Below are 13,895 nucleotides of genomic sequence, written 5' to 3' on the forward strand. Positions count from 1 at the left end.
GGTTGCCGTAATCCTCATCAGGACCATCGTATGACTTCACGCACCAAGAAAAACCCTCCCCTGCGCGTCGGCATCGGCGGCCCGGTGGGTTCCGGCAAGACCACCCTGACCGAAATGCTGTGCAAGGCCATGCGCGACAAATACGATCTGGTGGTCATCACCAACGACATCTACACCAAGGAAGACCAGCGTCTGCTCACGGTGGCTGGCGCCCTGCCGGCGGAGCGCATCATGGGTGTGGAGACGGGCGGTTGCCCGCACACCGCCATCCGGGAAGACGCGTCCATCAACCTGGAAGCGGTCGACCGCATGCTGACGCGCTTTCCCGATGCCGACATCGTCTTCATCGAATCCGGCGGCGACAACCTGGCCGCCACGTTCAGTCCTGAACTGTCGGACCTGACGCTTTACGTCATCGATGTCGCCGGCGGCGAGAAGATTCCGCGCAAAGGCGGCCCCGGCATCACCAAGTCCGATCTGCTGGTCATCAACAAGACCGACCTCGCCCCGCTGGTAGGCGCATCCCTGCCCGTGATGGAAGAAGACACCCGCAAAATGCGCGGCGCCCGCCCCTACGTCATGAGCGACATGAAAGCCGGCAAGGGCCTGCCCGACATCGTCGCCTTCATCGAGAAGCGCGGTTTGCTGACGGCTTGATGCGCCTTACTCCACCTTCCCTATCTTCTGCACCGCCAGCGCCAGCGACGCCGAGTCCTTGCGCCAGTAGGCGTCGAAGTCCTTGGCGTCCAGGTACTGTACCGGGCTGCCCGTGCCCGCGATCAGCGCCTTGACCTTGTCGTCATTGGCGGCTGCTTGCACGGCTGACCGCAGCCGGTCCAGCACGGGTTGCGGCGTTCCGGCCAATGCGAACACGCCGGACCATTGCACGAACGTCACGTCGTAGCCCAGGGACTTCAGGGTGGGCACTTGCGGCATGCTCTCCAAGGGCGCATCGCCCCATTGGGCCAGCGCCTTCACCCTGCCTGACTGCACCAGTTGCGTGATCGACGACGGGCCGGTAGCCAGCACGTCCACCTGCCCACCCATCAAGGCCTGCACCGCCGGCGCCGCGCCCGTGAACGGCACGTGCAGCATGCTGATGCCCGCGGCGTTCTGCAGCATCGCCATCGGCACGTGCATGGTGCCGTAGATGCCCGAACTGCCGTAGCTGAGCTTGCCAGGCTGCTTCTTTGCCGCATCGACCAGATCCTGCACGCTATTCCACGGCTTGTCGGCGCGCACCACCAGCACCGTCGGATCCGCGGTGATCCGTCCGATCGGTACAAACTGGTCCAGCTGGTAAGCCGGCTTGCGTTCGAGCACCTTGTCGGCCTCGGGCAGGATGGAGATGGACGACAGGCTCATCAGAATCGTATAGCCGTCCGGCTTGGCCCGGGCGACCTGGCCGATCCCCAGCGCGCCTCCCGCGCCGCCGCGATTCTCGATGATGACTGGCTGCCCCAGTTGCTCCCCCAAGGCCTGCGCCAGGGGCCGTCCCACCACGTCCGCCACCCCGCCGGGTGGAAACGGCACGATCATGCTGATCGCATGCTCCGGATACTCCGCCTGTGCCGCGGCCGCGGCTCCCAGGCACAAAGCGGCCATCGCCGCCTGCTTGACCAGCGTACGCAATCCCATGTCTGTCTCCTCCAGGCCCACCGTACGTCGCGGTCCGGCCTTGGCTGATGCTGCCCGTTATGGATATCCATCGGTCGAGGGCTGGCCTCGCCATGGAGAGACGCCGCCAGAACGCAGACCAATTGGTATTCTTTTTCTACTTAGCGTTCGTAAGAATATCTGAATCGATGAAGAAATCCCACCATATCCCGCAAGAAACGGAAAAAAGGATCTAAGAAAGAACAAACCAATTGGCTCCACACAGCCACCCATATAATGGGGACAATTGCCCGGCAAACAGCACATAGTCAGCACAGGAGGCGGTGGCGTGCTTTGCATGAATTGTGGATCGGGGGTCGAACGTGAAGACCGCCTTTGCGGTGTGGATTCAGACGGTCAGTGCAACATTGCGTCCAGCGCTTCAGCAGGGGTCTTGAACCCCAACGTTTTTTGTGGGGCGGGAGTTTAGCTTGGCGGCAACTGCATCAAGCTCGCACTGCGTGTAGCTTGCCAAGCCTGTTCTTTTTGGGAAGTACTGGCGTAGCAGGCCGTTCGTATTTTCGTTGGTGCCTCGCTGCCAGGGGCTGCCCCGATCGCAGAAGTAAACGACCATATTGGTAGCAATACTAAAGTGCCTGTGCGCTGACAACTCAGCCCCGCGGTCCCGGGTTAGGCTTTCCTTAGTCTGAATCCACAATCGCTAAAAATGAGGGAGTTACCCCCCGACCGGTCGGCTGCCGGCAGGACGGATGCACCGCCTGCCAGCGCCACTCACAGTTGATCAGAAGTGATAAGCGAACCTCGCCGTTGCGCTTTGGCTCAAGTACGAATGACCGATATCGGCCGTGTACCCTGCCCTGAATTCGTAGCCTCCGGCGCGGAACAGTTGCACACCCAGGTCGACCTTGCCCAGCACTTCCGGCGACTTGATGTAGTCGTTAAAGGTGCCGTTGGCGGAGTCCGCGCCGGAGAAGCTGGAGCGCACCGTACGCGTGTTATCAGGACGCCAGCTCATGCCGAAGGCCGCATAGGCGCGTATCGTGGTCTTCGAGTCCAGGTCGCCACGCCGGCCAAATTCCAGCATGGGCGAGAACGCCAAGTTGGTCTGGTCGGCGCTGCGCACATTCAGGGCGTAGGGCGAAGAGCCGCTTTCCTTGAAGCCTGGTGCGTGCGTGTACACCACGTCCACGTCGCCGTAGGGTCGTATATACCAGTCACCGCGATCGAACTCGTACCCCGCGCGGAACCGTCCGCCCGCCAGGAAAATATTGGAATCGCTGCCCAGCGAGGTCGACTCGCCGAACACGTTGACCTGGCGGTTATTGTTGAACGAACCCGTTGCCATCGCCAGCGACCCGGCGAAATACCACGGTCCCATCAGGTGTTTTACCGTGAGCGAACCATCGTAGACGTCGCCATCGCCAGACGAACCGCCCTTGGCGCGCGCGTAGCTCTGCCCCGCCGCCAACGAGCCGCCCACGAACCAGTTCGGCGCAACCTGGTGCTGCGCGCCGATGCGATACGTGGTGCTCGACACGTGATAGCCATGGATGTCGCTGGTGGACGATTGATCGGTCCAGCGGCCGTTGATCTGCCCCCAGACGCAATTATTTTCACCCAGCTGCACGCTGTCGCCGACGAAAACCGGGCAGCTCATGCCGGCGCCCAGGATGGTGCCGGCAGACTCGATAACGGCCATCGACTGTGCCTGCGTGCCCTTGCTCGACAGGTTGTTCAGCGTGTTCTTGTACGTGCCTACGTCATCGATATGCGACAGGCCCGCGAATGTCGTGGCCAGACCGCGATCGATGTTGTTCCAGCCGCGGCTGTAGTAGTTCGCCAGCGAGGACTGGCTGCCGTTCAACGCACCGATATTCGGCGTGAAGCTTGTGGGCTTCAGCGTGATCGTGTTGCCCGAGGTCCTGGCATCCCAGTCGAATACCAGTGAATCCTTGGCCTGGGCCGTCGAAGTAAGGGTACCGGACGTCAGCACCGGCACCTCGCCTTGAAGCAAGGACACCGCATTGGGAACGATCAAGCCATCCACCACGGCGGTGGCGCTGACCTGGAACAGGCTGGCATGGTTGTTCAGCGAATCGATCATGGGACTCAGGCGTCCGCTGCTGGACTGGATGAAATGCCCATTCACCTTGGTCACCATCGCCGCGTCGTCGTACTGGATGAAACCCTCGTTGTAGATATTCGCATTGGCCGATGGGCCCGGCGTCCAGGTGCCCCCGTTGAGCAGGGTGCCACGCACTTGCGGCTCTCCGCCGATCTGGGTAATGGGGCCCGGACTGAACCAGCTGCCGGTGTCCGAAATCAGTGTGCCCAGCGTGTTCAGGTTAAGGTTGCCCTGGATGCCCCCAAGATTGGTTACCACGATACTGCCGCCGCCGCTGACGTTGATGGCAGTGCCCTGCGAGCCCTGCGACGTATTGATGACGCCGCCCTCCTGTACCTTCACTGTTGCCTGATCCACGCCGACCCCTGAATAACCGCCGGGTAGATCGACCCAAACGCCAGCGCCACCCGGTCCACCGGTTACCGTCACCTGGTTACTGGGATCGCCATCGCCCACAATCACATTGGGATTGCCGAAGGGGATGAGCGGCCCCCAACCCGCGACTTGCGCGAAGATACCGATGCCGTTCTGTCCCGTGGCCGATACGGAACCGCTGTTGATGGTTACGTTGACGCTGCCGCCCGTGGCGGCCACCTCGCTGCAGAAGACTTGGGAACATGGATAAGGCGAACCGGCATACAGCGTGGAACCGTTCAATATCAGCCCGCCGCCGTCTCCCACGCTTTGCGCGAAAATGCCGATTCCCCCCGCGCCATTCGCGGCAATGGTGCCCCAGGACGTGACATTCACAGAGTCGCCGCTGCCAAGGTTGGGAACGGGCTGTAGCGCCAAGGCGGCATTGCTTCCGGTCGTCAGCGAGGGGGTTGTGTTCAAGCCGTCGTTGACTCGGATAATGCCGCCACCGCCACCGACGGACTGCGCCAGCACGCCGATGCCCGCGGTGCCGCGGGCATTGATAATCGAGCCGGACGCCAGGGCGACAGCAACCGGTCCGCCGTTAGGTAAACCTTCGGCCTGACCGCCAAGGTACAGCGTCGGCGCCCCCGCACCTGCCTGGTTCGCAATGACGTTGCCGCCGCCCCCGCCTATGCTCTGCGCCAGGATGCCGTACGCGCCGAAACCGCTGACGTCGATCATGATCGGGGTGTTCAAGGCATTAATGTACACTGCCCCGCCTAGACCCGTGCTGAGAGCACCGCCTCCCGCCGAAAAAACCATACCTTGCGTGGTCGCATGGGAAACCGGATTTCCGGTAGGCGAGCCCCAGATGCTGGACCCCGCGCCCGCGATACCGCCGCCGCCGCCGATCGATTGAGCGTTTATGCCGTCTGCGAAGGTTCCGGACGTCGTGATCACACTGGCCGTCGCCCCACTGGTATTGATGTTGACGACCCCCCCGCTGCCGGAGGCGCCGGCCGCGCGATTTGTCGCTACACCTACCGACAGCTCCCCGCCGAGAGCATCGGAGCCGTCTCCTGCCATGCCGCCACCGCCGCCGATACTCTGCGCCACGATGGCCGTGGCGCCGTAGCCTACGGTCTGCACGGCGCCATTCTCTTGCAGGTAGATATTTACGGCCCCACCGTTGCCCCCAGAGCCCCCGGTACCGCCAACCGCCTCGTTGTAGGAGTCGTTGTACTCGGCCCAGTCGGCCCCCTTTGCGCTGGAAAATGCAGTTCCGCCCTTGCCGCCGCCGCCGCCTATGGATTGCGCCACGATGCCATGCGCCCAGTCGCCGCTGCTTGCCTGCTGGTTGCCCCCTGCTGTCACAGGATTTCCCAACGTAAAGATCTTCCATGGCAGATATACCGATACCGCACCGCCGTTACCCCCTGTGCCCCCCGCGCCACCGACGTCCACCCTTAGCACTGCGTTGGTGGTTACCGGGTCGTCGCTTGCACCCATTTGATTGGCGACATCGCTGAGAAATTCGCGGCCTTGCAACGCCTGCAGCACGGGGTTGTCGCCCGAACTGTCCGATGTGGATCCTCCGCCCAGGCCGCCGCCGCCGCCGATCGACTGCGCGAGAACGCCGGTGGAATCGTTGCCATGGGTGGTAATGGGCGCGACCACGTTGACGCTGACGCTGCCGCCGTTGCCACCTACGTCGCTGGGCCGGTTGCCCAGCACGAGCGTCAGGCCCGGCTTGATGCCCGCCCCTGACTGCGCAAGGTTCAATCCTCCGCCCTGCGACGTGCCGCCACCACCGCCGATCGATTGGGCGATGACGCCGGGCGACCCCGCGCCCCAGGTCGTGATTCCGTTGCCCGGCAAAAGCGCGACAGTCACATTGCCACCGGCGCCACCCGGCGAGCCGCTGCTGCCCACGGTGAAACCGACTGTGGAGGTAGTGCCGGTGCCGAAGTCCTGCGTATTGCCCGAGCCCGTGCCTGCATCACCGCCGCCGCCGCCGATGGATTGGGCCTTGATCCCGGCGGCGAAATCGCCGTAGGTAGTAATGCTTGTAGTCGAGCTGCCGTTGGTATCCTGGGTAATTGCCCCCGCCGCTGTCACCGTGCCGCCGATGACAACCTGGACAGTGTTTCCGTTGCCCGCCTTGCCCCCATTTCCTCCGACGGTCGTTTGCAGTTGCAGGCCGTACGACTCCCCGCCGGGCGACGCGCCGGACCCGTAGCCGACCGACGCGGACATGGCCGACGAGTCGCCACCATCGCCCCCGCCGCCGCCGATGCTCTGCACCATCACGCCCGTCGCGCCGTTGCCTAGCGTGGTGATGGTTGTGGGGGCTGGCCACGCGCCCGGGGCACCGCCCGACATCGCGAACGATGCGAGCCCGCCGTCGCCACCGGATCCGCCCTTGCCCCCTACCGACACCGATGTACTGACCGAACCCGGCGTACCCGGCGCGACGATCGCCATCGCCGACGCCGCGGCATTTCCGCCATGACCGCCCCCGCCGCCTATGCTTTGAACAAGCACGCCAAAGCTGTCCACCGGCGATACGTTGCACGCGCCATTCGACGTGCCCGGGCATATCTGCGCAGGCCCATTCGAAGGGCCTATCAGGTCTGCCGCCTGTCCGGTCGTGATCGAACCGCCCACCATGGTTACCTGGACGGGTCCGCCGCCGTTGGCGCCGGAGCCGCCTTGCCCGCCAACTGCAACGGACACGTCGATGCCCGGGCCGATGGACGCCCCCTGTGCCCCGCCACCCGTACCGCCACCGCCGCCGATGGACTGCGCCACCAGGCCGACGGATTTGTTGCCTTCCGTCAAAATGTCCGAGCCATACAGATTCACGTTAACCGGGCCACCGCTACCGGCAGAAGCACCGGTACCGCCGACGCTGACCGAAAGGTTGGCTCCGGTCGTCGTGGCGTTGCCGCCATTGCCGCCGCCGCCGCCGATGGACTGCATGACAACGGCATGGGCGAAATCGCCGAAGGTGAAGACCTGCGAAAGGAAGTTCAGATTGGCGGTGATCGCACCCGCATTCGGCGAAGTGCTGCCGCCTCCGGTCCCACCGTTGCCGCCGACGCTCACCGTAATACCGGTGGCGCCGCCCCCATCGCCGCCATTGCCGCCCGTGGACTGGCCCAATACACCGATGGCGCCGGCGCCGGCCGTGATGATGGTGCCATTGTTGACGAAGTTGATGTTGCCGCCGGCACTTGCGTCACCGCCGCCTCCGCCGACGTTGGCAATGACGCCGGAAGCGCCACCGCCCGCCCCACCTCCGCCGCCAAACGCCTGTATGAGGACACCGGCCGAGCTATCGCCTGCCGTAGTGATCGCACCGTTGTTCGTGACATTGATCGTGCCTGCCTGGCCGGCGTTGCCGCCGGCGCCGCCGGCATCGTGCACGATGGACCAGCTGGAGCTGCCCGATCCACCCGCTCCGGCCATCGCCTGCGCGAGGATGCCGCGCGAGGCCGGACCGAAGGTGGTAATGGCGCCGCCGTTGGTGATCGACATCGTGCCGACATCCCCCCCGGCGCCGGCAGTGGCGGCGGCACCGCCGAAGGTGCCGTTGCTGCTTTGGGAGGCCCCGCCGGCGCCGCTCAGGCTTTGCGCCAGGATCCCCGAGGAAGCAATGGCGCCGTTGCCCGTCGTGATGGACGTGTTGGCATCCGTCGTAATGGTAATGTTGCCCGACGCCCCCCCGGCGCCGCCATTGCCGGCTGCGGCGGTGGTGCCGTTGGCGAAACCGCCGGTGCTGCCAGCGGCACCTTCCGAATCCACGACGATCCCGGGGGAATTGGACTGGTTCGTGGTGATGTTCGTCTGGATCAAAGAGATATCGATATTTCCCCCTGCCCCACCCGCCCCGCCGGCGCCGCCCGTCGACGGCCCCAGGGCGCCTGTCTCGGCCGAGCCGCCATAGTTGCCGGCACCGCCCTTGCTGGACGCATAGATTCCAGGCGAACTGGCGGCATTGGTGTCCAACGCAACGGTGTTGGCGCCCTGCCCTTGGACCAGGATGTTGATCGAGCCACCCGATCCCCCCGCACCGCCCACCCCGCCGCTGGACGAACCTCCTATCGACGTCTGGCTGAATCCGCCGAACCCGCCGGCTCCGCCCTGTTGTACCGCTGCGATAGCAGGCGAAGAGCCCGCGCCGCCGGATGCGGTCGATATCGACATGGAACGGGTTTGCGCCGTCACGTTAATGGTCGCGCCACCCGTGCTCCCCCCTAACCCGCCATTCTCATTCGGATTCGCTCCCGCATTTACGAAACCCGTTCCGCCGTCGCCGCCCGCGCCGCCTTTTGTATAGGCCAGCAAGCCCGGCATGTTATCGCCGTTGCTCGTGATGAATGCGTCGACATCGAAGATTTGCACGCCGGACGTGTTGCCGCCGTTGCCGCCGGAATTGCCGTTGCCGACGGTGGCCGCGCCACCGGCGCCGCCGGTACTGATGGCCGCCACTGCCGCGGTCGGCAAGGGTGTGCCTGCAGAGGGAGGCGTGCCTTGCACGTTGACATTGACGTCGCCGAATTTGGTCAACGTCACGATGGCCTGCTGGCCGTTGCCGCCGGCACCGCCATTGGCTCCGTTCATGCCGGTGGTCGACACGCCGCCCGCACCGCCCTGCGATGCCGCCAGGATGCCATAGACACCCGAATTGGAGCCGCCCGTGTTCTGCCAGGTCCAGTCGACGACGGTCGACGACCCGGACGTTACCTCCACTTGCCCGGCGCTGCCCCCCCGGCCAGTGCTTATCCCGGCGCCGCCGGCGGACAGGGCCTGGATGCCTGCGAAACCCTGCGACCCGGTCAGCTTCGCCGTGATCGCGCCGTTGTTGTTGATGGTGATGTTCGACGATGTACCGCCGCTTCCGCCGTAGCCCAACGCGTTCGCGTTGCCCCCCATGTCCGCCGCCCAGATCGCCGCGCCCCCGACTACGGGCGCATTCGGCGCCTGCATGGAAATCTGGCCGTTGCTGGTGATGGTGATGCCGGTGGCGGTAGGGCTGCCGTTGCCGCCGTCCGAGGCGGCCTGCTGGGCCCAGATACCGAACACTTCATTGTTCAGCGACATCTGCCCGGTAAGCTTGATACCGCCATTGGCGCCCGTCCAGACCTCCAAGCCCTGGGGGGAACCGCCGGCGGAAGATACGGACAGCGCGGTGCTTGACGAAGGCGTCAGGGCAAACGTCAGGCCATCCCAATTGGTGACCTGCGTAAAAAGTGGGTTGGGCGACTGTACCGGCGCAGTGACGGCGATGGGAGTGGTCGTATTCGCCGTTCCAGGCGCGTTCGAACACACATATTGGGGATTCGAAAAGCCGTTTTGCTGATTCTGTACCTGGCACGCGATCTGACTGTAGGCGGGCCCTGCCGCAAGGGACGTGGCGCCAAACAGCGCGGCCCACAGTAAGCGTTGAGTAAAGGCCTTGCGATCCTGCGCCGCTTGCCCGATTTCCAATCGCTTAACCGTCCGCATACCTGCTTCCTAGTCTGCCTTACTGGAGCACACCCAAGTGAAGGACTCTGCAACGGTCCCCCCGTGATGTGAAGAAGTAATTCCATTCCGCCTGTAATGTTGCGAAATGCAATTTTCGCGGGCAATCCTACCAAATTCCGCCTCCTCAGCTGACATCTGCAGCTTTGTATTTCTTATGGATTTATTGTGTTACTTCAAGCTTGAGCAGAGTTACCTGGCTCTGGGGACGGGGTAATCCCCCCGCAAAAGCAACCGCTGGCTCGCGGCACTGCGGGAACACAAGATCATCGAGATCTGGCTGCGAAGGCCTGAGCACACGAAAGTCTTGTAAGTCGGCGTAGAACGCGGCTTGCAAGAAGGCTGCAAGACGCCCCCCAAGCATCCGTTAAATTTCCGTCAAATTGCGAAGAAATGAAGACGTGCCATGGCTGACGCACCACAGTTCCCCCATGTCCCAAACCATGTCTCCACGGTCCATCGTGCGGTGGATATACTGCCCGCGGCAGCACGCCCGTCCACGCTATCTCCCCCGCCAATGTCCCGCTCTTTCCCCCGCAATGCCTTCTCCGCGGCGCTCATCCTGTTCGGCCTGATCCTCTGGCCCATCCTTCACGCCGACCGTCTCTACATCGATGACATGGGCCGCGCCAGCGCAGGCTATCTGGGCTGGGGTTCCGATGGCCGGCCATTGGCCAATGTGCTCATGGAGGTCGTCAACGCGGGCACCCCGCTGACCGACATCACACCGGTGCCGCAACTGGCCGCCCTGCTGATGCTGGCCGGGCTCGCCGCGCTGATAGGCCGGCGCTTCCAGCTGCCAGGCAGCTGGCTGCCGGCCCTCTGCGTGCTGCCACTGGCCGGCAGTCCCTACTACCTGGAAAACCTGTCCTATAAATTCGACGTGCTGACCATGACGGCGGCATTGGTGCTGGCGGCGATCGCCGCGCTGGACCCCATGCGCGGCAGGCTGCAGCTGCCGCGCAAGATGCTGCTCCTGCTGATGGCCCTGTGCCTTTACCAGCCTGCCGCCAATGTCTACGTGCTGCTGGTCATCGCGCAGATCGTCGCCGGACAATGGCGCGATACGGCTCCAGGCATCTTGCTGCGCCAACTGGGCAGCCAGATCGGCGCCACGCTGCTCGCGTGCCTGCTCTATGCCGTGGTGCTCAAGCAGACCGTGCGCGGCGGCTATTCGAACGCACACAGCAGTATCGATCCCACGGCTGTCGCCGCCAACCTGGCCCACTTCTGGCATTACGTGCTGATGACCATGACCACGCTGCGCGGCTGGGTCCTGCTGGTCCTGGCCGGCGTGGCGGTGCCGCTGGCCTTGATCGGCGCGCTACGTTACGCCATCCGGACGTGGCCGCATGCGGGCGTCGGCACGCGCATCGCGCTGGGCCTGGCGGTACCGTTACTGCCGCTGGCCCTGCTGGTCGCGCCATGGGGTCCCATGCTGGTCCTCGCCGACCCCGTGTTCGCGCCACGCGTGATGATGGGCTTCGGTGCCTTGATGGCCGCATCGGCACTGATCCTGGCCACCGCGGTGCCCCGTTTGCGGGTCGACCATCGCTACGCCATCGGCCTGCTGGTCGTGCCGGCCGCCGTGATGGTGCTGATCGCCTCCGTGTACGGCAATTCACTCGAACAGCAGAAAGCCTACGAAGATAATCTGTCCGGCAACATGGTGGACGACGTCGCCGCCCTGCGCCTGCAAAACCAGCTGGACGGCATCGCCCTGGTCGGCGAGGCCGGCCATCCGCCCATCGTGCGCCACAATATGCGCAAGCATCCCATCCTCGCGGAACTGCTGCCCGTGCACCTGACGCAGGGCTGGGGCTGGGCCACGGAGCAACTACGCATGTTCGGCCCCGTTCCGCCCATGCGTACGATTCCAGCGGAAACCATCGAGCAATTGGCCAACCAGAAACCCGACATCGCCCGCGCCGCCTATCGCGTCTATGTGCGCGACCACGTGGCGATCTTCATGTTCAAGCGCAACGGCGAGCCGCCACCGATACGTTGAACGATCAAATCACCACATTCCACGCCGGGGGCGACCCGATCTTTTCCTGCAGGAAATTCGACAGCGCCTTGACCTTGCGCGATCGCAGCCGCCCTTGCGGATACAGCAGATGGATATCGTGCGGCTCGGGCTCACCCGCACCGTCCCATTCGCGCAGCAAGGGCACAAGACGTCCTTCCGCGAACACGCGCGCGCCAAAGATCCACGACGGAAACAGCACGAGCCCCCGCCCCGAGAGCGCGCCATCGACCAGCGCTTCGGCATTGTTGCTCTTGAAGTTTCCCGCGACCTCGCACACCGTTCTCACGGACGCCTGCGGCCTGCGGAAATACCATTTCTGCTCGCCGGACTGTCCTCTGTAAAGGAGGCAGTTGTGCGCCTTCAAGTCGTCAGGGCTGGCAGGACGCCCCATCCGGTCCAGATAGGCCGGGCTGGCGCATAGCAAATACGTCTGGGTGCCCAGCGTTCGCGCCACCAGGCCGGAATCGGCCAGCTTGCCGATGCGCACCGTGATGTCCATGCTCTCCTGGATCGGATCCACCAGCGTGTCGGTCAGCGTCAATTCAACCGCAATCGCCGGATGCAGATCCTGGAACGCCGCCAGCAGCGGCGCGATGTACATCTTCCCCAGGCTGACCGGCGCGTTGACACGAATCACCCCGCTCAAGGGCGCGTCCTCGCCGACCAGGCCATCCGCCGCCGCGTCGATCAAATCCAGGGCAGGTTGCACGTCGGCCAGATACTGCGCGCCTGCCTCCGTCAGCCTGACGGCCCGGGTATGGCGTAGCAGCAACTGCTGACCGAGTTCAGCTTCCAGCGCAGCGATCTGGCGCGACACCGTCGATTGCGGCACCCCGAACCGTCGCGCCGTCATGACGAAGCTGCCCGAGGCGGCGATATGCACGAAGTATCGCAAGGTACTGATCTTCATGGAGTTGCTGGTTTTGCATTAGTGATATGTGATTATGCCGGATTGTTGAATCATGCTGGCCGGCCTAGCATTTGTTCCTTATCAATCGACTCTGCTCGCCGCTGCGCATCCCTGCATACGCCTCCGCCACGACGGATCCAGACGCGGCAGCGCCCAGGAAACTCATGTCCAACCTGTTCCAACCCTTCAATCTGTCCGGCGTCACCTTGCAAAACCGCGTCGTCATGGCGCCGATGACGCGTTCGCGCGCGCCGCAGGACATCGCGACGGAAACCATCGCGCTTTACTACGCGCAGCGCGCCACCGCGGGCCTCATCGTCAGCGAAGGCACGCCGATCTCCCGCGAGGGCCAGGGCTACCTGTTCAATCCTGGCATCTTCACGCCCGAGCAGATCGCCGGCTGGCGCCTGACCACCCAGTCGGTCCACGCCCTTGGCGGGCGCATCTTCGCGCAACTATGGCATGTCGGACGCGTGTCCCACCCGTCGATCCAGGAGGATGGCAAGGCCCCGGTCAGCGCCAGCTCCAAGCTCGCCGAGGGGGCGACGGCATTCGGCTACGACGACCAAGGCCAGCCGGCGCTGATCCCGGTGACCGAGCCGCGCCAGTTGGCGACCGAAGAAGTACCGCGCATCGTGCAGGACTTCGCGGATGCGGCCGCCAATGCCATCGAGGCCGGCTTCGACGGCGTCGAGATCCACGGCGCCAATGGCTATCTGTTCGAACAGTTCCTCAACCCGAAGATCAATGATCGCAAGGACCGGTACGCCGCCGACACCATGGACGACCGGCTGCGCTTCGCCCTTGAGGCGGTCGATGCCGTAATTGCCAGGATCGGGCGTGAACGGGTAGGCATACGCCTGTCGCCCTATGGCAAGCTCTTCGACATGCCGCATTACGATGAGATCGACGAGACCTACACCGCCCTGGTGACGGCACTGGGCCAGCGCGGCCTGGCATACGTGCACATCATGGATCAATCGGGCTTCGCGGTCGCCGACACGATCAAGACCACCGGCGCCTCCGTCTCCGATCGCATCCAGCATCTGCTTACGGTGTTCCGCGCCGTACTGCCGCATACGGCGCTGATCCTGGCGGGAGGCATGACCCGTGAGCGCGCCGAACGTTTGATAACGGATGGCGTAATAGACTTGGCCGGCTTCGGCCAACCGTTCATCTCGAATCCCGACCTGGTGGCGCGATTGCGCAACGGCTGGACGCTGGCCGAGCCCGATCGCAGCACGTACTACGGTGGCGATGCGCGCGGACTGATCGACTACGCACCACACGCCGCCGCGTAAGCGGCGCCAGGCGCCAGCCATATCAAC

The 13,895-nt window shown here is 64.2% G+C and carries 6 protein-coding genes and 1 pseudogene; 3 read left to right on the forward strand and 4 right to left on the reverse strand.

What is annotated here, in order from left to right:
• The first annotated feature begins 30 nt into the window (after nucleotides 1–30).
• On the forward strand, nucleotides 31–657 hold the full coding sequence (gene ureG / locus CEY05_RS26480; protein ID WP_088600271.1) for an urease accessory protein UreG: 627 nt from the start codon (nucleotides 31–33) through the stop codon (nucleotides 655–657).
• A 6-nt stretch (nucleotides 658–663) separates the two neighbouring features.
• Here the strand turns inward: ureG and CEY05_RS26485 are convergent, their stop codons facing one another.
• The 3 genes and pseudogenes from CEY05_RS26485 to CEY05_RS26495 form a co-directional block, all read right to left on the reverse strand.
• Nucleotides 664–1,638, reverse strand: a complete 975-nt coding sequence (locus CEY05_RS26485; protein ID WP_088600272.1) for a tripartite tricarboxylate transporter substrate binding protein — start codon at nucleotides 1,636–1,638, stop codon at nucleotides 664–666.
• A gap of 375 nt (nucleotides 1,639–2,013) precedes the next feature.
• Nucleotides 2,014–2,299 (reverse strand): annotated as a pseudogene (locus tag CEY05_RS26490) (IS30 family transposase); the annotation flags it as partial.
• Nucleotides 2,300–2,398: 99 nt separating this feature from the next.
• Nucleotides 2,399–9,592, reverse strand: coding sequence for an autotransporter outer membrane beta-barrel domain-containing protein (locus CEY05_RS26495; protein ID WP_088600273.1), 7,194 nt, complete (start codon nucleotides 9,590–9,592; stop codon nucleotides 2,399–2,401).
• 553 nt (nucleotides 9,593–10,145) lie between these two features.
• On the opposite strand from CEY05_RS26495, the gene CEY05_RS26505 reads away from it, so the two are divergent.
• Complete coding sequence (locus CEY05_RS26505; RefSeq protein WP_158219434.1) at nucleotides 10,146–11,636, forward strand: glucosyltransferase domain-containing protein; 1,491 nt, start codon at nucleotides 10,146–10,148, stop codon at nucleotides 11,634–11,636.
• 4 nt (nucleotides 11,637–11,640) lie between these two features.
• Here the strand turns inward: CEY05_RS26505 and CEY05_RS26510 are convergent, their stop codons facing one another.
• Nucleotides 11,641–12,567: a LysR family transcriptional regulator gene (locus CEY05_RS26510; protein ID WP_088600276.1), complete on the reverse strand. Its 927-nt coding sequence runs from the start codon at nucleotides 12,565–12,567 to the stop codon at nucleotides 11,641–11,643.
• 164 nt (nucleotides 12,568–12,731) lie between these two features.
• Between CEY05_RS26510 and CEY05_RS26515 the strand changes: the two genes are divergently transcribed.
• A complete protein-coding gene (locus CEY05_RS26515) occupies nucleotides 12,732–13,868 on the forward strand; it encodes an alkene reductase (protein WP_088600277.1) in 1,137 nt (378 codons plus the stop codon).
• Nucleotides 13,869–13,895 lie beyond the last annotated feature (27 nt).

It is taken from the genome of Achromobacter sp. HZ34 (assembly GCF_002209485.1).
In the GTDB taxonomy this organism is placed as follows: Bacteria; Pseudomonadota; Gammaproteobacteria; order Burkholderiales; family Burkholderiaceae_B; genus Bordetella_C.

Excerpts from the sequence above, each read along its gene's own strand:
- CEY05_RS26510 (WP_088600276.1), bottom strand. The coding sequence starts at position 12,567 with ATGAAGATCAGTACCTTGCGATACTTCGTGCATATCGCCGCCTCGGGC.
- CEY05_RS26505 (WP_158219434.1), top strand. The coding sequence starts at position 10,146 with ATGTCCCGCTCTTTCCCCCGCAATGCCTTCTCCGCGGCGCTCATCCTG.
- ureG (WP_088600271.1), top strand. The coding sequence starts at position 31 with ATGACTTCACGCACCAAGAAAAACCCTCCCCTGCGCGTCGGCATCGGC.
- CEY05_RS26485 (WP_088600272.1), bottom strand. The coding sequence starts at position 1,638 with ATGGGATTGCGTACGCTGGTCAAGCAGGCGGCGATGGCCGCTTTGTGC.
- CEY05_RS26515 (WP_088600277.1), top strand. The coding sequence starts at position 12,732 with ATGTCCAACCTGTTCCAACCCTTCAATCTGTCCGGCGTCACCTTGCAA.